Source organism: Bacteroidales bacterium, assembly GCA_016709865.1.
Classification (GTDB): domain Bacteria; phylum Bacteroidota; class Bacteroidia; order Bacteroidales; family VadinHA17; genus LD21.
This window is the reverse complement of record JADJLX010000005.1, coordinates 320,615-343,096: the sequence shown is the minus strand read 5'-3', so window position 1 is coordinate 343,096 and position 22,482 is coordinate 320,615. Positions and strand designations below refer to the sequence as shown.

Below are 22,482 nucleotides of genomic sequence, written 5' to 3'. Positions count from 1 at the left end.
AAAACCTGTTACTAATACGAAAAAAAAGGCTACTCGATCCTTTTGTAAAGAAGAAGTACATTAGGATCAGGAATTACCTCTGCAATGTCTCCCGAATTAATCCGGACTTTAGTAATCCTATCATTTACGAAAATTTTCCGTATTGTATCACCTGATGAATCCTTAAGCAGGAGCTCAAATTCAAAGCTGAAAAGGTGATCCTGTTTCTGTTCAACTGTAATTTCTGTTATCTTTTTCTTTAGTTTTTTAAAGCTTACAGACAATTCTGGCTCCCCAGCTGTTCTTAACCACTGTTCAAAAAAAGCAGAAAGGTTCTTATGACTTACCTCCTGCATAACCTTCTGAAAACCTTCTGTATCAACGTTTGAATTATAATATCGCTTATAAAAAAACCTGAGCCCTTCTTTGAATGCCTCATCACCCACTTCATTCCTGAGCATATGAAGCACCCAGGCGCCTTTCTGATATGAGTTGGGATTCAGAAGCTCCATATAATCCTTAACTGCTGTATCTATAACCGGCCGCATATTTCTTTCAGAATATCTGATAACCCTGTTTCTGGCGGAGATCATATCATTATTTAGCCTTTCTCTTCCCTGAAATGATTCAAAGTACATCGAGGTAAGATATGTGGCAAATCCTTCACTCAGCCATATATGATGCCAGTCTGATTCTGTAACACAATTGCCAAACCACTGATGTGCTATCTCATGGGCTATCAGTCCCTCTGCCCGCCCCAACCCTGTGACAGAATTTTCTGAATAAAAGATTGTTCCGGCATTCTCAAGCCCGCCATAAATTGTCTTAGACTGTACATTGGCAAGTTTAGGATAAGGATAATCTCCAATTAAAGTGCTATAGAATTCAAGAGGTTTTATAGCAATTGAATAATCAGAAAAACCTTCATTCCTGTTCTCAGGAAAAACCCATGATGATACTGTTATATTATTAACAATACCCGGACTCTGAACAGAGAAATCAGCAACTCCAAAAGCCATGACTTTTGTAGCAAGCGGAACTGATTCATGCCAATGAGTTATGGTTATATTATCCTGAATAACAGGTTCTTCTGCTAATATTCCACTTGCCACTACTTTATAGTGAGAAGGAGCTGAAATTATAAAATCCACACCGGCTTTCTCGTATGGGTGATCGATACATGGGAGATAATTATGAGCCCGGTCGGGCCAGTGATCGGCAAAAAAAGTACGCTTACCAAATTTGTTTTCAGATATTATTAGTCCGTCTGATGGGATTCCGTTATAGCTGATAACAAATGACGAGGTATCACCCGTTCTAATCTGATTACCTATATAAATGGTTAATCTATCGTTTTCATGAATCCATTTAACCGGTTCTGAGTTAACTGAAACATCAGAAACAATCATTCCCCTGCCTGTAGTGTCTGTATTACTAAGATCAAATGAAATAACATCGACCTGATTAAGGAATTTAACTTTAATAGTAGTTTTTCCCTCGATTTTGTCGGTTGAGTCATTAACAGCGACATTAAATTTATAATGAATAATATCAACACTGAGGTTACGCTTATAGCCATCATCTGCATGTAATTCACAGACAAAGAGAGAAATGAAGAATGATATTAATAAAACTCTGATTTTCATAATTATCACCGTGAGTCGGGCGTCGTGAGTCGTGCATCCCCGTTCTTCTGCAAACTGACAACAAATACACCGGCAAAAATGAGCAAAGCAGATAGAACCATTACCAGACTGATACGGTCCTGTCCCATTATCGTTGCCAGATAAGCAGCAATAATCGGATTGATATATGTGTATGTACTAACGATTGTAGGGCTAAGCCGTCTTAATCCAAATGAAATCAGCAGGTAGCCAACATATGTTGCAAATACTACAACAAACCCTATCCCCAGCCATCCTCTGAGTGATATTGCTGTCCAGTCCATGGTACTCCACTGGCTGTAACCGAGAGGAACAGTTGTAAGCATTGCAAACAGGAATGTCCATTTCATAACAGTTACAGGATGATACTTCTCAACCATCCTCTTAATTATTACCGTATAGAAGGCCCAGCTAATAGTGTTTACAAGAGTATAAATATCTCCAAGGAATGTATTGCTGTTAATATCAGGAGTACCATTCTGCAGGATCAGCATCATTACTCCTGACAGTCCTATTGCCAGACCTATTCCCTTAAGCATAGTAATGTTCTCTTTAAGAATCAGAGCTGCAAATACAAATGCGAATATCGGATTGGTAGAAATTATTATTGATGAGTTTACCGGGGAAGTGTAATTAAGTCCAATCAGGAATAAAACCTGATTTATGACCATGCCAAAAAATGAACAGCCAAAAAGATATAGAAGTTCCTTTTTGCTGACTGTCTCTTTTGGCATGAAGAGGCTTGTGATCCAGAATATTGCAGCAGCAGAAACAGTTCTGAGTGAGACGAGAGCCAGAGGTCTGATAGAGTCAGGCATAACAGCTTTGGCTATGGAATAATTCATTCCATAGATGATATTGGCCGCCAGCAATGAAAGATGTGCCCAGGTTTTTACTCTGCTCTTATGCATACTCAGAAAGTGAGCCGCAAAAGTAGTAAAAGCCTGATTACTTTCAAATATATATTAAATGCCACTTTAATTGTTCTGAATGTACTTTCAAACAACGAGATGATACTATTTCAGATTGAAATACAAGGATTTTTGTTTCCCTTCAGACAATTTCTGATAATGAATAATAGCTTTTCAACCAGGCATTTTACCTTTTCTGTAAAAAGAGAGAGTAATAAAAGTATAGTTACAAAAATCAATAATATCAAGACAACAAAAATAGCGGGAAATAACGGTATTGGTCCAAATACCGGAGCGTAACAATTATCGAGATAGACTGACAGTATTACAATTATCTGTCTCCTGCAGACTGCACAGTATCCGGAAAGATTCTTCATCATGCACTGGTACTCAGGCCTGTATACTCCGCAATGATAATAGTAAGCTCCTTCATATATCCCGACTGTTCCTGATGCGCAAGGATCAGGCTGTGCATCGCATTTTGTGCAATCGGTATTAGTAGTTGTTGGAATTGGGGTTACTGGCAGAACCAGCTCCTTCCATTTAAGAGTATTCCTGTCGGTACATGTTGTTATGTTTGGGTGCATTGGTTCTGTTCCCGGATATTGATTTCTATTTGTATCAATTGCACACCCGGCCCAGTATGGATACTCATCTGCCAGACCAAATACTGAATGTCCCATCTCATGAAGAGCAATCTTTTTCCAGCTTCCAGCAATTGAAGTGACCACAACATTGCCACCAGATCCTCCGTAGAGAGTGGAATTAACTATCACAAGTATCTGATGCCATTCAGGAACAGTGGCTTCAACGACAGAAATTACATCTAATGTGTTAACGCAGAGCAATCTTTGAATTCCTCCATTGCAGAATGATGCGTCAAATCTGGTTGCTACAAATGTACCATCACCTCCGCATGCTGAAGGATTATCTGCTCCGCTTTCTGTCGATGAGACATCAAACCTGTAGATATTAAAAGCGCATTTCAGTGAGTCGAATGGTTGAGAGGAAAACAAAAAGTCAATGAATTGCTGGGTAAGAGTTGCAAATGAACCCAATTCGTTGCTTTTAAATCCTTCAGAGACAATTACAAGATTAAATCGTTTTGCAGGGGGTCCGTGGTCAATTAATTTTGTTGTTCCAATAACCTGTCCGTCAAGTAATCCCATATGTTTAATAGTAAATGTTTTTATTTAAAAGGGAAATGAGCTATTTCCACCGGAGCGGATTTTTCCTCTGATCCTCTCTTCAGAACAACAAAAGATTCAGCGCCAGGTACCTCAGGTACCAGCAGAACAATAATCTTTTCCATGCTTACTGTTTTCTTCCAGGAAAATGGCTCATCTTCATTTCCTGAGTGAACCTCAACGTTCTCATCAAGTGGATCATGGATAAGTTGTTGATAAACTGTTTTCCCGTCCGACCGCCTGAGTTCAATCCATAATCCTGGCTGTTGAGTATGGTCATGAGACATCTCTCTATATGGAGAAATCATTGCAACGTGTTGTTTCTTAACTAACTGGAGTTTTCCTCCGGAAAGAGAACAGATAAATCTCACAGAATTCACGTGAGGCCTGTAACCTCCCTTCAGCAGAAAAGAATCTTTCTTCATTCTGATAAAAGTATATACCGGTTTGATAACCAGGAGATTATTCGCTTATGACAATTGAAATCAGAAAAGCGAAGCACATATTTAATGCTCCGCCTTATCTGATCAAAACAAAGGCTATTTCAACTTTCTCACCCGAACATCTTTACCCTTAATAACAGGTTTTCCAGGTTTAACAGGTTTCGGCTTCTTTTTCCAGGGAACAAGCATATATGTTACCCTGCCAAGCTCGACCCCATCAAGCATCTGCCTTACTGCTACTGTGTAATTTTTGTTCCTAAGCTTCTCAGGAACATTAATATATAGTCTCAATGGTGTTTTAGAATCGGCCCTAAAGTGTATATCTTTGTATCTGGTTGTACTGCCAGTACCGAAGCGACTGTAACACTTTTTCCTTTTCACATTAGTTCTAACAAAAGGTGAGCCCCGGAATACTTCCCGTTTCCATTGTACAGGTGCCTGAAGGATGCCGATAGCCTTTCCGGGCAGTCGGGATATTATTTCGAGATCCATCTTTTTACTAATTCCAGGTAAACCAGGGGAAATAAAATCGATGTGAACCCATCCCTTTTTTGGCAGATTTTCAGGTGGGGCCTGGCCATTATCCTGTTCCTGCGGAGGATCCTGCTGAGGAGCAGGTTCAGAATCGGAAGTATCTTCTTCCTCAAGATCAGCAGGTGGTGGCAGCGGAATCACATTGAAATTCCTCCATGTAACATTATTGTTATTGCGTATAAAATTATAGTATCTGGCCCAGGACCATGTACCATCAACTATTTTTCTCGGGTCAAAATAAGGATCCTGATCACATGTGACAAATGCGACAAAACAATAGTGCCCGGTCACAGGAACGGTATCCCAAATCAATTCATTGGAAACAGTTAGTGTTTCAGCCTCACCTGAGACTGGTTTTGGAATATCAGGAAAATCAGTTTCGCCTATAAAGTTTAATGAACCAGGAGTTATTACAGTTGATGGATTGCTCCAGAAAGCAGTCACCTTAACCCCTGTAGCCACACTGCCACCCTGATTTAATGCCCTGAAATATAGATAATTAGGTACTAACTCATACGCTGAATCACTAAGATTATCATTGTTTTCCATACCACTGCCAATACCAAATGATGCAGTCGGATTAGCATATTGTATGTTTTTTAAAATGATGTCGGGACTCCATGACATGGCTCCTGCATGAGGAGAACCATCATCAGAGAGGGAATCGCGCATATAAATATCAGGTGGTAAATTCAAATGCTGATCCGCAAATTTATGCAGGTCGGGCATAAAAACTGGTTCTAACTGATATACAGAACCTGAAACCTTACGAGACATCTGAGTTCCATATAAGGGATTCCTCAGGATAGCCCGCATCTGACCCGGACCAAACTTATAACCGTGTTCTGCAAGCACCATACCCTGCATGCTCAGCACAGCACCTGCTACAATTGCTGCTGCACCGGATGTACCATTAAAATCATGTACATAATCTGTTAATCCATAACCAAGAGTTGTTATATTCTCTCCCCATCCATAACAATCAATCCTGCTTCCATAAGGAGCTTTGGGAATTTTCGTATGACTATCAACAGCTAAAGGAGGTGTTCTTAATCCGGATTCGGCGGCAGTAACAATAATTGCACCAGATTCCATAAAATCGGCATTGATTGTCAGATCGTCGTTAAGGGGTTTTAGTATTTTCTTGTTATTCAGTTCAAAGGTGTCAAAATCGATTCCAGCATTAGCCTCATCTCCGTTACCTCCCGGTTCAATGACAATTATCCCAAGAGCAGTAGCTAAACGAATTGCATTAAATTCAGGTTCAAGAGTTTCTATTGGTACACTAAAATTGGTGCCTTCAATGTTAACTGTGTTAGTATCCTCAATCAACAGAACATCTCCAAATCCCAGATAATTGAGACTGGACAGAATCGCTGCAGCAACATTTCTGGTTCCAAATGCATCCTGAGTAGAAATAACATTCACATTATTGACATTTGGAACAATACCAACACAACCCTCCGCATTGTCAATGGCACAAATTATTCCAAGTACCCCTGAGCCATGCAGACGCCCCCCATCCTCATTGGTTCCAAAGAGACAAGATGCTCCATGGGCTGCAAGATCATTATGATTCAGGGTCCACCCCTTTTCAATATCAATAAAATTAATCCCTGAAACATTCCCGTCACTTCCGGGAACCGGGAAATCCCATACATATTTAGCCGAAACTCCTTCCGGAGCATCATTCAGATATCTTTGGTATGGATTTGTTGGAGTAGCGGAATCTTCATGGGCAAATTCATCATTTGAGTAAGCTACTGCAGGAGTTTTACCCTGCCCGGATAAAAAACTATTCCTGATATACTTCCATGCAGAAAGATCTTTTAATATAGTTTCCGGATTAGAATCAACAGGACAAATTACTCTGAAATAATTAAAGAAATTAACCTCTATGTAAGTCGGGTCCATCTCCTTAGCTTTCCCTATCAATTCTTTGAGTTTTTTCGGATCAATATCAGGAAAAAGTGGTTCAATTGTTAATCCGGGATGCTTCTTAACAAGTTGATCCCAGGGACCAACATTAAACTCTTTGATGTATTTTGCAGCATCTGATCTGTAGGGAAGCTGGATCTCGTCTTTAAACTGAACAACGATCCTGGCTCTGTAGTCACGCTTTGGTGCAAGCTTTGAAGCAGGAGGTTTTATCTCTCCTCTTTTCCTGGTGATCTTTGGTTTTCTTGTAGCCATTTTGAAAAATATTTGAATTATAGGATCGAATTATTTTTATCTGGTCTTATTCTGATTCATTTCAATTTGTCGGGTGAGTTTCTTAATCTGCTCAACACTTGTTTCAAGAGATTTTATCCTCCTCTCTTTTTCATCATTCAGAATCTTCAGATTATCGATCTCCCGCTGTTGCTGTTCAATTGTTTTTTGCTGTGCAAGCCTGTTTTTTTCAAGTTCAAGTATGTAAAGAGTATTTTCTTCTACTTTCTCAAGTGTGATCATAGATAACCCCTGTAGATTTACAACTCCATCCTTTTCAATCTCTTTTCTGGATGGAACTCTGGGAAGATGCCTGTTAACAGAAATAAATTGGCTCAAATCATATAAATTCATCATTTCATAAACAGGATTAGATGCAGATTTGCCTTCAAAATGCTTATCAAAAACATAATCCGGGACAATCATATTTGAAGTTGTAGCATATCTGTATGGAAAAGAACCAGCTGCAGCAGTTGCAATAAATAATGTTGCTTTAACATTTCCGTTAACCTCAAGAGCTTCAGCCGGATTGGAAGCCAGCATTACACCAACTTTACCGTTAATGCGCAGTACCTGGCTTGCCACAGTAGCATTAAACTCACCGTAGATCAATGAGTTTGTCCTGGAAGTAGCCTCATTGGTTCTGTCCTGGTTATCAATAAATAATTTGTTGCTGAGTGATTCATAATATCCTGCCCGGTACCCGAGAAAAACGTTATTAATACCGGTTAAGTTAGAATAACCTGCGTCAGTACCAATAAAGGTATTGAAGCCATTATCAGTATGACTAATACCTGCCCTGTATCCGATAAAAGTGTTATATGAACCTGTACTATGAGCATTACCTGCCTTATAACCAATAAATGTAGAATAACTTCCGGTTCTGTTCGTATAACCAGCCTGATAACCAATAAATGTATTATGTGTTCCCGAGTACTCAAGAAATCCTGCCTGGTAACCTATGTAAACATTAAATATAGGAGGAGAGCCTATATTAATCGGATCCGCTCCTTTACCTGCATTATGCCCGATATACACATTACTTCGACCTGTCATATTAAAATAGCCAGCCTGATCACCAATATAGATATTGTTATTACCGTACTGAGTAGGTCCTTCATAATCTCCAAAATTTAAGAATCCGGCCTGGTAGCCGATAAAAACATTCTTACTGCCTCTGTAGGTAGACCTTCCGGCCTGATAACCAATAAAAGCGTTGTTATTACCGGCATCATTAGTATATCCAGCCTGATAACCAATAAATGCATTATTTAATCCGCCAAGGTTATGACGTCCTGCCTGATATCCGATAAAAGCATTATAATCACCATTCGTATTCGCTTTTCCGCTGCCGTTTCCAAGAAAAATATTCTGGTCTCCGTCATAATTACTGTATCCGGCACTGTCGCCAAGAAATACGTTGTATGTACCTAGTCCATTGCTATAACCGGCCACATGACCAAGAAATGTGTTGCTGTACCCACTTGTATTACTATATCCACTCTTGAATCCAAGGAATACATTGTCATTTGCATTATTTGTAAAACCAGCATTATAACCGATCAAAACGTTGCTTGATCCTGCCTGATTTGAAAATCCGGCATTGTATCCAATAAATGAGTTATACTGACCTGATATATTTGCGTTACCTGCCTGTTCTCCAATGAAAGAGTTAATAGGATTCAGATTAAAGTAAGGTAGCTTTCCTGCCTTAATAACATCCAGATCAACTTTCAGATAATTATCATTCTGATTCTTTGCCTCACCGAATCCACCAATGGCAAAACCTCCTTTTGGAACCTTGGCACGGTCGTCAATGTACATCCTTATTGTATCAGACTTTACATATAACAGTCGCTGGGTTTCTGTCTTTCCTTTATCGTCAGTACCGAAGCTGCCTATTGCGAAACCTCCTTTTGGACTCTTTGCAAGTCCGTTATCAATATACACCCTTACACCCTCATTATAAACAGCAAAAATTGTCTGTCCATTATTGTTTTTTACTTCAAATAACGCATCCTTTAATGAGGCAGTTTTTCCTGAAACAACAAGCCTGTCTATTGCACCGCTAAGATTCTGGGAAACCATCGAATACGGTGCAGATTGAAGAAGAGTTGCGCCCATTGTCTTCCAGCCACCATAATCAATTTCTGTTTTGATCCACTTGGGTGTCACACGCCAGTCAATGTCAGCAAATGTATTTGCAGTAGAACCAGTCACTTTCACCCCTGTTCCTATGACACGCGTAAACAGGCCCTGAGCATTAGGTGTAACCGCCAAATGGTCTTCAATCCAGAAGGTTTCACCGCCTGATTCAGTCGCCTGGATTGTAAATCTTACCGTTATTGGGGTGACAATCGGACTTCCTGCATCCGTTGCAATAGCCTGATAATTGAATCCCTGCGGGACCTGGGAAGACAAAAGACAAAAGTTGAAAGTCAAAAGAAATAAGAAGATTCTCCTGGGTTTCATAGCATTAGAATTTGAGATTTTCTGATTAGAATCAAAAGAAACATCGTATCTATATTGTTGATAATGATCATTTCAGATGTAAGTTAAATTATATTCAGATACGAGTCAAGTTTTTTTTTGAGTCGCCAGTAAACAATTATAAAACATGTATTTCGAAGAGTTTCACAATAATGGATATATTTGAAACAAAAACAGTAATGCAAAAAATATCAGTGATTAGTGGCGGAACCAGTGGTTTGGGATTTGAGATAGCTAAACTTATCATCCAATCCGGAAGAAATGTTTTGATCCTTGGCCGGTCTGCCGACAAGATGAAGTCTTCCCTGTCTCATTTAAAATCTATTGCCGGGAAAATACATGTTGATGGTCTGATATCCAATATTGGAAAGGAAGAAGAGATCAATTTTATCAATAACTATCTTACTGACAATAACTTCACTGTCGAATATCTGTTTAATAATGCAGGAATGGGACTTTTCGTTAAAGCGGATAAATCAACATCTTCGCTTATCGATCAGGTCTTTGAGGCTAATATTAAGGGGATGATTCTGCTAACATCGAAGATACTGGGAATCACGCCGGAAGAGGAAGAACTCACCATAGTCAATATTATGTCTACCTCTGCCCTTTTAGGAAGAGCCGAAGAAACAATCTACTGTGCTGCAAAGTGGGGAGCCCGAGGCTATACTGAAGCTTTAAGAACAGAGCTTAAAGGAACAAAACGAAACATAATTGCAGTCTATCCCGGCGGAATGAGAACCGATTTCTGGAAAATCCCCGGTCAGAACCGCGACATTACCAATTTTATGGACCCAGCTGAGGTTGCTGAAAAAATTGTGAATGCTGTTATTGTTACGGATAAGATGTTTGTAACGGATATAACGATAAATCGAAAAAAATAATACTTGTAGAGACGCAATGCATTGCGTCTCTAACGAAATATCAAAACATAATTAAAAAATGACTGATAAATAGACGCCAGGCATGGCGTCTCTACATCATCAACGTATTTACGACAACCGATTTTTATAATCGTCGTATACGAATTCCTTTAACAGTTTGAAATTCCCATTCAATGTCCATATTCCGATTGAGGGATGGTGCACGCCATTGAAAGTCGTGGTTTTGACCATTGTATAATGAATCATATCAAGGAAAACAAGCCTGTCACCTGGATTTAGTTCCGTATCAAACGACCAGTCTCCCATAACATCTCCTGAAAGACAGGAGTTCCCTCCTATCCTGTATGTTGGTTTGTTTTCGACAGGATCAGTTCCTCCTATAATCTTAGGCTTATAAGGCATCTCCAGGCAATCGGGCATATGAGCTGTGAAGGAGACATCAAGAATAGCTGTTTTAATTCCCTGATTTACCACAATATCTTCAACAGTGGAAACAAGCTCACCAGTCTCCCATGCAAAAGCACTTCCCGGTTCGAGAATGAGGTGCAAACCGGATTTTTCGCGGAACTTTTTCAGGATTTTGATCAGATGTTCTGTATCGTAGTCTTTTCTGGTCATGAGATGTCCGCCTCCCATGTTTATCCATTTAAGCTGAGGAAATAATTTACCAAACTTTGCAGTAACGATTTCAAGTACCTTCTCAAGTGCATACGAATCTGATTCAAACAGGACATGGAAATGGAGACCTTCAATTCCATCCGGCAACCTGTCTCCAAGGTCTTCTGCAATAATGCCGAGTCGCGATCCGGGAGAGCATGGATTATAAATTCCATGACTGACCTCTGAGAATTCAGGATTTATCCGGATACCAGCTGAAATCTTTTTAGAATATTTTTTTAATTCGTTCGAATACTTATTGAACTGCGCCAGGGAATTAAATGTAACATGTGAACTGTACTTAAGTATCGATTGAAAATCAACATCCTTATATACAGGCGAATAGGTATGGGCAGGAGAACCTATTTCATCATAGCACAAGCGGGCCTCGTCTGCAGAACTTGCAGCTGCTCCATAGACATATTCTTTAAGTATCGGGAATACGCCCCACATAGCAAATCCTTTGAATGCCAGGATAATCTCAGCACCAGATTCATCGGATACATGTTTAATTAAAGAAAGATTCTTCCGGAATCGTTCTTCGTCAATTACATAACAGGGGGATGGTAATTCTGAGTAGTTTATCGGCATTTAACTAAAGGATAAAATAAATCCATTAACCACGGAGTAACACGGAGTTACACGGATGACTTAAAATAATATTCCGTGAAAATCCGTGTTTTCCGTGGTTAAAAAATGTTATAGTTCGAGGTCTACATTATGCAATTCAACCCACGGCAGACCAAGCCTGTTGAGTTCAGCCATAAACGGATCGGGATCAAACTCCTCGACATTATAAACACCGGCCTTTTTCCATATACCCTTCAGGTACATCATAGCACCTATTGCAGCAGGCACACCAGTAGTGTAGCTTACCCCCTGGGCACCAGTCTCCTTATAGGCTGCAACATGACTGCAGTTATTGTAGATATAATATGTCTTCTCCTTGCCATCCTTTATACCTCTTATGCGGCAACCGATCGATGTCTGTCCTGTATAGTTTTCTCCCAGTTCACCCGGATCAGGCAGTACTGCTTTAAGGAACTGAATCGGGATGATCTCTCTTCCCTCGAACATTATTGGCTCAATGCCTGCCATTCCTATATTCTGAATGACGCGAAGATGTGTCAGATATTCCTGTCCGAAAGTCATCCAGAACCTTGCCCTCTTAAGAGTCGGATAGTTTTTTACAAGTGACTCAAGCTCCTCGTGATAAATAACATAAGACTCCTTTGGTCCGATTTCGGGATAGTTCAATGGTTTATGAATCTCATGAGGTTTTGTAACGACCCATTTACCATTCTCCCAGTATTTGCCTTTCTGGGTTACTTCACGGATATTGATCTCAGGATTAAAGTTCGTAGCGAAAGCTTTACCGTGATCTCCTGCATTACAATCTACAATATCAAGATAATGTAACTCATCAAAATGATGCTTTGCTGCATATGCCGTGAAGATGGAAGTAACTCCCGGATCAAATCCGCAGCCAAGGATAGCGGTAATACCGGCTTTTTTATATCTGTCCTGATATGCCCATTGCCAGCTATACTCAAATTTGGCTTCTTCAAGTGGCTCATAATTTGCAGTATCGAGGTAGGCAACACCTGTTTCGAGACAGGCATCCATGATATGAAGGTCCTGATATGGTAATGCAACATTGACAACCAGATCAGGATTGAAAGATTTTATAAGTCTCACAAGCTGGGGCACATTATCAGCATCGACCTGAGCTGTTTTTACCCTGTTATTACCAATTTTTGCAGCTATTGCATCGCATTTTGATTTTGTGCGGCTGGCCAGCATAATTTCTGTAAATACCTCCAGAAGTGAAGCCATTTTGTGAACTACCACAGTTCCGACCCCTCCTGCTCCAATTACAAGTACTTTTCCCATACAATGAATATTAATAAGAGATTAGCTTTTAAACAATCTAAAAACAGAATTCAAAAGTAAATAAAAATTTCAACAGTGTCTCCGCCACATTATCACTGGTGGAATAAAAATGTTAAAAATGATCTTTTTCCTAAGGAGCATAACATAGCTAAATCTGTATATATTTGTATCCTGATATTTCAGGAACCTGACAATGAAGCTTATCAATCCACTGCTGATCTTACGCATTCTGAGCTCAATTCTGATGATAGAGACTATCTCATTCCTGTTATGTCTTCCAATTGTTTACTTATATGACGAACCGGGAACTCCTTTTTACTGGTCTGCTGCCATAACATTTTTAATATCGACGGTCTTTTATATTGTATCCTCAAAAGCTGATATTGACAGATTCACCAACAGGGATGGTTATCTGGTTGTAACAATAGCCTGGATTCTGTTTTCATCAGCAGGGTCATTACCTTATCTTTTAAGTGGTACAATTCCAAATTTCATTAATGCTTTTTTGAATCAACATCAGGGTTTACAACTACAGGATCCTCAATACTGACAAATGTTGAAGTACTTCCATATTCAATACTTTTCTGGAGGAGTCTTACACATTGGATCGGAGGTATCGGTATAATAGTCCTCGTTATTATCGTTCTGCCTTCACTAAGGGTTAGCGGATACCAGTTATTTAGTCTAGAGTCATCAATGAAAGAGAAAATACACCCTAAGACCAAGGCAATAGGATTCAGGGTACTCTTTATCTATCTGGCTCTTACCCTGGCTGAAATTATACTGCTGAATGCCGGGGAAATGAACATGTTTGACAGTGTTTGTCATTCTTTCGGAACTGTTGCTACGGGCGGATTTTCTACAAAAAACAACAGTCTCATGTACTTTTCTTCATACAGTCAGTACATAGTGTTGATATTCATGTTCTTATCAGGAATCAGCCAGATTATCTACTACTTTCTGGTAAAATTCAATTTCAAAAAAGTGAGACAGAATGAGGAATTGTGGTTTTACATTGGAGTAGTACTAATTACCGGAACCATTGCAACAAGCATTCTATTAATAAATTCAGACAAATCGCTTGAGACAGCGTTCCGTGAAGGTTTTTTTCAGGTTATCTCAATTATAACCTGTACAGGATTTGCTTCTGCTGATTTTCTAGTATGGCCTCTTACTGCCATTCTTCTTATTTTTCTTCTTATGTTTTCAGGCGGAAGTACCGGATCTACGAGCGGTGGTATAAAAATGGCAAGACACTTAATTGTACTTAAGAATATTAAAAACGTTTTTATTAAGCTTAACCATCCCAAGTCTATAACATTCATAAAATTAAACGGTAACAGCATCGCGGAAAATACCAATATCTCTATTCTTTCATTTGTTGTGCTATATCTTTTCCTGTTTATACTCGGAACAATTATAATCGTGTTTAACGGAGTCGATCCGATTACAGCTTCCAGTTCGGTTGCTACCTGCATGGCAGGTATTGGTCCGGGATTAGGTACTGTCGGACCCATGAGTAATTATGCTCATCTTCCGGACTTTAGCAAGATTGTACTAAGTCTCTTAATGATTTTAGGACGACTAGAAATATTAACTGTATTTACAATTTTTACACGGACCTTCTGGAAGATATGAACTGGGTGCTGGGTGCTGGGTGCAGGTGCTGGGTGCTGGGTGCTAGGTGCTCGAACCCAGTACCCAGTACCCAGCACCCAGTACCATTTCATTTATTAAATAATCCTCTTATGTATTCCAGACTCTCCGGAGTACCAATATCTCCCCAGTAACCTGTATCATCGAGATAAGTGTAGATTTTATGATCTCTTGCGAGCTTAAGGTAAAGAGCTGTCATTGTATAAACACCCTCTTCCATAAATTTGAATACCTCGGGTTCGACTATATGCATGCTTGAGAATGCAATTTCCGACAGGTTGTCTGATTGTTGTGATGTAAGAATCTGTTCTCCTGTAGCATTATTTCTCCAGCCTCTTATAATACCTTCCTGATCAATCAGATAAAACCTGTTACCGGGCCTGTGTCTCACTGCAAGGGTTGCCAGTCCTTTTTTTTCAGTATGAAAACGATACAGAGAGGAAATATCAAGGTCAGATATTATATCAACATTATAAATAAGGAAAGGGGTATCATCAAAAAAGTCTCTTGCCTTGTACAAACCTCCGCCGGTTTCAAGAAGTTTTTCACGCTCATCCGAAACTGAGATTTTGTAGCCCATTTTATTAAGTTTCAATATCTCCTTCTCAACCATATCTGCAAAATGGTGCACATTAACTATAATATCATCGAAACCATGAGCAGTGCACTTCTCAACAGCCAGATGAAGAGCTGTTTTTCCATCAATATCAACTAGAGCCTTAGGAATAGTCTCAGTTATCTTTCCCAGACGTTTACCCAATCCTGCTGCAAAAATCATTGCTTTCATAAGACTCTACTCTTTACGCTTTACGCTTTACGCTTTACGCTCTGTGCCCTGTGCTAAAGCCCTTCCAATTCCTTATAAATCTTCTGTTCAGGTATCAGCCTTACAGTCTGAAATAACTCTGAAAGTTCCACAGGAAGATTATTAGAATCAATCAGTTCATTAAGCAACTTAACAGCTGGCACAATGCTGCCAGTAAAGGTTGGCTTCTTCTCGTATAATCCCCTGAATCCGAATGCTCCCAGGGCCTGCATTAGCCTTATCATGCTGAATCCGGTAAAGTATCCGGTAAACTCCTCCCTTTTCTCACCCGAAACAGCACAGAAGTTATCAATATGATATTCAAGAAGATCCTGACGAACTTTCGACGGTATATGGGCCTTTGCATCATACAGAAGCGAAGCCACATCATACTGAGGAGCGCCCTTTCTTCCACCCTGATAATCGATAAACCATGGCTCTCCATTAACTATCATCACATTGGCAGACTGAAAATCGCGGTAAAGGAAATAATCCTGTCCGGTTTCCAGGAGGAAGTCGGCTAGAGTATTAAAATCGTGTTCTAGCCTTCGCTCATTAAATGGGACTGCCACCAGCTTTAGAAACATATATTTGAAATAATTCATGTCCCACATCATCGATTGCCTGTCGAAGCTTTTGTGGGGATAACATAAATCAAGATTAAGCCCCTTCATTCCGTCGATCTGGAAAAGGATAAGCTTATCAAGAGTTTTGCGGTATATCTCTACTGCTTCAGCATCGAAATTAAAATCCCTTGACTGGAGCCATGTAAAGAGGTTGGAATCACCAAGATCGCGAAGGAAATAAGTATACTTTTCAGGGATATAGCCATAAATCTCAGGAACCGGAAGTCCTATTGTTTGAAAATGTTTGGTGAATCCAATAAATGCTTCATTTTCTTCAGGATTTGCATTGTATGCCCCAATCACACTTTTTCCTCCGCCTGTTATCCTGAAATATTTCCTGTCGGAGCCAGATTGAGGTAGTGCTGAGATCTTAAAATCTTTATTGCCGAATATTTCTTTGTATCTGTCTGATACTATCTCCAATTCACTCATTTATAAAACTTTATATTTAAATCGTTATAATCTGTCTAGCGGTCTTCCTGATGCCTGACGCCTTTCATAGTTTTATCATAATTTTCTTCCTGTAAAGAATCAGCGCTACGCCCCATATCAGTAACATCTGAATTACAGCAAACATCAGACTGCCGTTAAGATTACCGGCTAATGGCACACATATTTTCTGATAGATCCAGCTATACAAAGTTACTTTTTCTTCTCCGGACTGAAATTTAATAAAAAGCATCATTTTGGTCCAGATTCCGGCAAGAAAAAATGAGAATAACGCATTTGTTCCGAAAACGAGGAAAAAAGAACCCCACATCTGGAGTTTAAAGAGATCAGCAATAATATAAATGAGTGCAAATACACCCATAGCCAGACCTGCAGTAAACAAAACATAAGAACTTGTCCAGAGTGGTTTGTTTATTGGCATAAAAATGTTCCAGATTAAGCCTAATCCGACAGCTGCAGCACCCAACAGAATAAGTTTGAGAACCATCTGCCAGCTGGCATTTACCTTCCCCGTCATTTCACCAATATAATATCCTATCATTACGGTACATATTGCAGGTATTGTACTCAGTAAACCTTCCGGATCAAACGGAATTCCAAAACCTTTGTACAAATGGTTTTGGCCCAATATTGCAGTGTCGGTTTTTAATGCAAAATTTCCCTCGAGGCTATACGGATCAGCACCGCCGAACAATGCCAGAACTCCCCAATAAGCCAGCAACAGAGATGCTATTACTATCCACAGATAATCACGTTTTACTGTCAGGCATATTATTGACGAAATACCGTAGGCAATAGCAATTCGCTGCAGGACACCCATAATCCGGAGTGTCGAATAGTCACGTCCGAAATAAGGAAAAATATTAAGAAAAAGACCCACCGCAAAAATCGCCACCATCCTTCTTAAGATTCTTAAAATAGAACTGCCATTCAGTTCATTACCATATTTTTTTAGTGAGTACCAGGTGGATACACCAACAATGAAAAGGAAAAAAGGGAAAACAAGGTCAGTCGGTGTGCAACCATTCCATTTGGCATGCTGAAGCGGCGGATAAACGTATTGCCAGCTCCCGGGGGTATTAACAATAATCATAAATGCTATTGTTAATCCTCTGAGTATATCGAGCGACACCAGTCTGCCACTGCTTTTTGCCATATACTGCTACAGATTACTCTTGGTAAAAATATTAATCAATCAGCTATAGCTTACCATTTTTCAGATATTTTTTAGCCATCCTGTCATCAGGATGAGCTACAGAAAAATCTCTCCAGTAATCGGCAATAGTGGTTTTTATTTCTTTTCTCAGAATCCAGAGTCCAATCAGATTCGGAACCGTCATTAATGCAATTGTTAAATAGGATAGCGACCAGATAATTGTTGTATCTGTAAATGATGCTATAAAAAAGGCAATCACGAAAATTATCCTGTAATAAATTACATAGTTGGGTCCCACAAGATAGATAAGAGCCCTGTCTCCATAATACGACCATGAAATAGCTGTTGAAAATGCAAAGAGGAGAAGGCCAATTGAAACCACGTATTTGCCCCATCCGCCAAGAATGCTTCTGCTGAAAGCTTCAGTAGTAAGCTGAGCGCTGTGTACCAGAGACTTACCTGTAATAGTGAGAGAAGCTGACGCAGGTTGCCATTTCCCGTTTACAACATCAATTTTACCGGTAAAAGGCTGTTTGCTTTCATTGAATGTCATTGCTTCAGCAACCGACCTTGAAGATATCAAAGTAATCGGAGTAATCAGCTTGCCTTCAACTACCTCCAGCTGACCATTAAATAAAGGTAAAGCCTCACCGTTTCTGACAAAATTCATGATCGCAGTTTTCTCTGCAGGAATATTTTCATCATATTTCTGATTCAGAAAAACCATATCGGCACTCTGAAACTGGTTTTCAACTTTCTCTGTCCAGACTCCTGAGGAAAGAACAACCAGACCGGTCAGGGTACAGATAATTATTGTATCAATAAATGGCTCAAGAATTGCAACCATGCCTTCTGAAACCGGTTCAGGAGCTCTTGCTGCCGAGTGGGCAATTGGTGCCGATCCCTGTCCTGATTCATTTGAAAACAATCCTCTGTTAACACCCCTGTTTATTGCAAATGCGACTGAAGCACCCATAAATCCTCCTGCTGCGGCTGTTCCGGTAAATACTGTAGAGAATAGAGCAATAAAAGATGGAATAATGTTCTCATAATTAGTTCCGATTACAAAAAGAGCTCCGATAAAATAGAAAATCGCCATGCCCGGCACCAGCTTTTCAGTAACCTTTGCAATTCTTTTTATCCCTCCGATAATAATTAATGCAAGAAGTAGCGAAAGTACTGCTCCTGTGACAATATGGTTTATACCGAATGTTGCAAATACCGAATTGGATATGCTGTTAATCTGTGGCAGGCTTCCTGTTCCGAAAGATGACAGAACTGTTGCAGCGGCAAAAAAAGCACCAACAACTGCACCAATTTTAATAACCTTTCCGCTTTTGGTTGTATAGTTTAATCTTTTTTTCATGTAATACATAGGTCCGCCCGAAATGGTACCATCTGGTAATACATCGCGATATTTGTGTGAAATAGTTACCTCAACCATTTTTGTACACATTCCTATAGCTGCAGTAACAAGCATCCAGAAGAGTGCTGCCGGACCGCCAAGGTGAATGGCAAGGGCAACACCTGCTATATTTCCTGTTCCCACAGTACCTGACAAGGCAGTCGAGAGTGCCTGAAAATGAGAAGTATCGCCAACATCAAGATGATGATCATACTTTCCTTTTACCACGTCTATTGCATGACGGAAGTATCTGAACTGTGGAAAGCCAAGGTATATTGTAAAAAAGACTCCGGTACCGAGAAGAAGTATTACAAACCAGGGGTGCCCTCCGATGTATCCGTCAAGCATAATCAGGAAATCATTGATTTTTTGCATAAAACAGTTTTTTAAAGATTAGGTAAAAGGGTTAAAGGCAAATGTAACAAATTCTGAATAAGTCAGAGGAGAAAAATTTACTACTTTTGAACACATATTAATAATCAGAAAATAATTCACAAATATCCAAAAATCAATATCATGAGTAACACCAAACTACTGACTTTCAAATTAGTATATATAATAATATTATTATCAACATCAGGTATTAAAGCTCAGATCGCAGATCCTCCCTTTCTGAAATACATGAATCATCCATGGGTCGACTCAGTATTTAAGACACTCACAATTGAGCAGCAGATAGCACAGTGCATATGGATTGCAGGTTATTCGAACAGGGATGTCTCTCATGAGGTTGAGGTAAGTGATATTATCAGAAAATATGGGATTGGAGGAATTGTTTTCTTCCAGGGTACTGCTGCAAAACAGGCAGAACTGACAAATTACTATCAGAAGATTTCAAAAGTTCCTCTTCTAATCACGCTGGATGCAGAGTGGGGAATCGGAATGCGGCTTGATAATGTTGAGAAGTTCCCGTATCAGATGACACTTGGAGCTATTAAGGATGATTCTCTTATCTACCAGTTTGGAAAGGCTGTTGCTCTTCAGTTCAAAAGACTCGGAATGCACATGAATCTTGCACCTGATGCCGATGTTAATGTTAATGCTGCAAATCCTGTTATTAACTACAGATCATTCGGAGAGAACAGGGAAAATGTTGCTGATAAGGCTCTGATGTACATGAAGGGAATGCAGGATAATGGAATTCTTGCTACCGGAAAACATTTTCCCGGACATGGTGATACCAATGTGGATTCACACCTCGACCTGCCATTAATTACTCATAACAGAGAGAGACTCGACAGCATAGAACTTTTCCCGTTCCGTAAATTAATAAATGAAGGAATCGGAAGTGTAATGACAGCCCACCTTAATCTCCCGTCACTCGACACATTATCAGGGCTCCCTTCTACCCTTTCACCGGTAATAATTAAAGGCCTGCTGAAGGATGAACTTGGCTTCAGAGGACTTGTGATAACTGATGCAATGAACATGAAAGGTGTAACCAAATTCTTCATCCCCGGTGAAGCTGATGCAAAAGCTCTTCAGGCTGGTAATGATGTTGCTGAGTTCGTAACTGATGTTGAAGCCACTATCAGGGAAACTAAGAACTATATTACATCAAAGAAACTGACAAACGAAGATATTGCTCTGAAATGCAAGAAGATACTGGCACTCAAATACTGGGCCGGATTAAACAGATTGCAGCCTGTTGAGAAAATTAACATTGATGCTGAGCTATCCCCTTCTTCAACAAAAGCACTTATAAGGAACCTCTATGCAAATGCACTCACTGTGCTCAATAATAATAAGGATCTGATACCGCTAAAGAATCCGGATAAATTAAAGATTGCTACTCTGGCAATTAACAGGAACTCAATTACAACATTTCAGAAAAGGGTATCAAAATATTTCCCTGCTGATAATTTCCAGATAAATCCGTCTGATACAGCAGCTTCAGGTAAGGTTTTGAAGAAACTTTCAGATTATGATCTGGTTATAACCGGCATTTACAACCTTGACCAGAGGCCAAATATGGGCTTTGGCATTAAACCTGAACTTGAGGATTTTTTAAATAAACTCATTTCAGGTAATAAAACTATTATAACATGGTTTGGGAATCCATATGGAATAGACAAAATTAATTCATTGAGAAACTCTGATGGCCTGATTGTATCCTATCAGGAGAATGAATATACTGAAGATCTATCAGCGCAGCTTATTTTCGGCGGTATCGGATCGAAAGGAGTACTCCCCGTAACTATAAATGAAAAATGGCCGGGAGGATTCGGAATAGAGACAAACGGTTCAATAAGAATGCAATACGGGTTACCTGAAAGTGCAGGAATATCTTCAGAAGTACTTTACAGAAAAGTCGATTCTATTGTAAAGGCAGGACTTGCCGCAGGCGCTTATCCTGGTTGTGAAGTTATGATTGCCAGAAAAGGAGTTGTAATTTTAAATAAAACATATGGCTATCAAACGTTTGAGAACAGAATTTCAGTTCATGAAGATGACCTTTTTGATCTGGCTTCCGTAACCAAAGTTTCCGCCGGACTGCCTGGTTTATTACTGCTTGACACCCGGGGAAAGTTCTCACCTGATGAGACTCTCGGAACATATCTGCCTGATTTCAGGAAAACCAATAAGGGTAACATCGGAATGAGGGATTTTCTTACTCATCAGGCCGGACTTACTCCATTTATCCCTTTCTGGAAGGAGACTTTAAAGGCGAACGGGAAATTTAAGCGGAATATCTTTGACTCTGAATTCACTGAAAAATATCCCTATGAAGTAGCAAACGGACTCTATATAAATAAAAACTACAGCAGGAAAATGTTTAAAGAGATTATTAAGAGTCCTCTAGGAGAGAAAAAGTATGTCTATTCTGATCTTACATTTATAATTACTCCCCTCATTATAGAAAAGTTATCAGGTGAAAAGTGGTATAACTTTGTTACAGAGAATGTTTACAAAAAAATCGGCGCGTATGACATAGGATTTAATCCATATCAGAGGTATCCCTTAAGCAGGATAGTCCCGACTGAGTATGATTCATTGTTCAGAAAACAGCAGCTGCACGGGACGGTTCATGATGAAGGCGCTGCCATGCTTGGAGGAATATCAGGCCATGCAGGTCTGTTTGCTACCGCAAATGATCTTATGAAACTTATGGAGTTGTATCGCAGGATGGGAGAATACGGAGGCGAACAGATTATAGCACATGATGTTCTTAAAGAATATACTTCTGTTCAGTTCCCTGAGAACAGGAATCGTCGGGGATTAGGGTTCGACAAACCGCTTCTGAATAATGCAGAACTCTCAGAAAAAGAGGCATATCCGGCAAAAAGTGCATCACCTTCAAGCTTTGGGCATTCGGGCTATACAGGCACGTTTGTATGGGTTGATCCGGATAAGGAAATAAGCTACGTTTTTCTATGCAACAGGGTTTATCCTACAAGAAACAATAATCTTCTCTCCGATATGAATATAAGATCAGGTATACTGCAGGCAATTTATGATTCGATAATAAAATAAGCAGAAGAACTGACACAGAGAGACACAGAGGAGTCACCGAGCTTCACAGAGAAGAAG

General features: G+C 39.7%; 16 protein-coding genes. 4 read left to right on the top strand and 12 right to left on the bottom strand.

Translation table 11 applies throughout. From position 1 onward, the window contains the following. Nucleotides 1–29: 29 nt before the first annotated feature. From IPJ16_10115 to IPJ16_10090, 6 genes are all read right to left on the bottom strand, one after another. Nucleotides 30–1,625: a M1 family metallopeptidase gene (locus IPJ16_10115; GenBank protein MBK7627526.1), complete on the bottom strand. Its 1,596-nt coding sequence runs from the start codon at nt 1,623–1,625 to the stop codon at nt 30–32. 5 nt (nt 1,626–1,630) lie between these two features. Then, entirely contained in the window at nt 1,631–2,554 is a 924-nt protein-coding gene (locus tag IPJ16_10110; GenBank protein MBK7627525.1) for a DMT family transporter, read from the bottom strand. A 110-nt stretch (nt 2,555–2,664) separates the two neighbouring features. Continuing rightward, entirely contained in the window at nt 2,665–3,723 is a 1,059-nt protein-coding gene (locus tag IPJ16_10105; protein MBK7627524.1) for a hypothetical protein, read from the bottom strand. Between the two features lie 20 nt (nt 3,724–3,743). After that, complete coding sequence (locus tag IPJ16_10100) at nt 3,744–4,166, bottom strand: hypothetical protein (protein ID MBK7627523.1); 423 nt, start codon at nt 4,164–4,166, stop codon at nt 3,744–3,746. A gap of 114 nt (nt 4,167–4,280) precedes the next feature. Further along, nucleotides 4,281–6,911, bottom strand: coding sequence for a hypothetical protein (locus IPJ16_10095; protein MBK7627522.1), 2,631 nt, complete (start codon nt 6,909–6,911; stop codon nt 4,281–4,283). A gap of 36 nt (nt 6,912–6,947) precedes the next feature. After that, nucleotides 6,948–9,401 carry a hypothetical protein gene (locus IPJ16_10090; protein ID MBK7627521.1) on the bottom strand — a complete coding sequence of 818 codons (2,454 nt, stop codon included), beginning with the start codon at nt 9,399–9,401 and terminating at the stop codon, nt 6,948–6,950. A 197-nt stretch (nt 9,402–9,598) separates the two neighbouring features. Between IPJ16_10090 and IPJ16_10085 the strand changes: the two genes are divergently transcribed. Next, nucleotides 9,599–10,303, top strand: coding sequence for an SDR family NAD(P)-dependent oxidoreductase (locus IPJ16_10085; protein ID MBK7627520.1), 705 nt, complete (start codon nt 9,599–9,601; stop codon nt 10,301–10,303). A gap of 108 nt (nt 10,304–10,411) precedes the next feature. Here IPJ16_10085 and nspC read toward each other — a convergent pair whose 3' ends face one another. After that, the gene (gene nspC, locus IPJ16_10080) at nt 10,412–11,551 is read right to left on the bottom strand and encodes a carboxynorspermidine decarboxylase (GenBank protein MBK7627519.1); all 1,140 of its coding nucleotides are present in this window, start codon (nt 11,549–11,551) and stop codon (nt 10,412–10,414) included. 108 nt (nt 11,552–11,659) lie between these two features. Continuing rightward, nucleotides 11,660–12,853, bottom strand: a complete 1,194-nt coding sequence (locus tag IPJ16_10075) for a saccharopine dehydrogenase family protein (GenBank protein ID MBK7627518.1) — start codon at nt 12,851–12,853, stop codon at nt 11,660–11,662. A gap of 193 nt (nt 12,854–13,046) precedes the next feature. Between IPJ16_10075 and IPJ16_10070 the strand changes: the two genes are divergently transcribed. After that, the gene (locus tag IPJ16_10070) at nt 13,047–13,403 is read left to right on the top strand and encodes a hypothetical protein (protein MBK7627517.1); all 357 of its coding nucleotides are present in this window, start codon (nt 13,047–13,049) and stop codon (nt 13,401–13,403) included. Then, nucleotides 13,397–14,491 (top strand): TrkH family potassium uptake protein, encoded by a 1,095-nt coding sequence (locus IPJ16_10065; protein ID MBK7627516.1) that lies wholly within the window; start codon nt 13,397–13,399, stop codon nt 14,489–14,491. The genes IPJ16_10070 and IPJ16_10065 overlap by 7 nt, the downstream gene beginning before the upstream one ends. 88 nt (nt 14,492–14,579) lie before the next feature. Here the strand turns inward: IPJ16_10065 and IPJ16_10060 are convergent, their stop codons facing one another. From IPJ16_10060 to IPJ16_10045, 4 genes are all read right to left on the bottom strand, one after another. Continuing rightward, entirely contained in the window at nt 14,580–15,296 is a 717-nt protein-coding gene (locus tag IPJ16_10060) for an NTP transferase domain-containing protein (GenBank protein ID MBK7627515.1), read from the bottom strand. Nucleotides 15,297–15,349: 53 nt separating this feature from the next. Beyond that, complete coding sequence (locus IPJ16_10055) at nt 15,350–16,372, bottom strand: phosphotransferase (protein ID MBK7627514.1); 1,023 nt, start codon at nt 16,370–16,372, stop codon at nt 15,350–15,352. A 64-nt stretch (nt 16,373–16,436) separates the two neighbouring features. After that, complete coding sequence (locus IPJ16_10050) at nt 16,437–17,546, bottom strand: DUF5009 domain-containing protein (protein MBK7627513.1); 1,110 nt, start codon at nt 17,544–17,546, stop codon at nt 16,437–16,439. A gap of 43 nt (nt 17,547–17,589) precedes the next feature. Next, nucleotides 17,590–19,326 (bottom strand): amino acid carrier protein, encoded by a 1,737-nt coding sequence (locus IPJ16_10045; protein ID MBK7627512.1) that lies wholly within the window; start codon nt 19,324–19,326, stop codon nt 17,590–17,592. A gap of 141 nt (nt 19,327–19,467) precedes the next feature. On the opposite strand from IPJ16_10045, the gene IPJ16_10040 reads away from it, so the two are divergent. Beyond that, on the top strand, nt 19,468–22,425 hold the full coding sequence (locus tag IPJ16_10040) for a serine hydrolase (protein ID MBK7627511.1): 2,958 nt from the start codon (nt 19,468–19,470) through the stop codon (nt 22,423–22,425). The last annotated feature ends 57 nt before the right edge of the window (nt 22,426–22,482 follow it).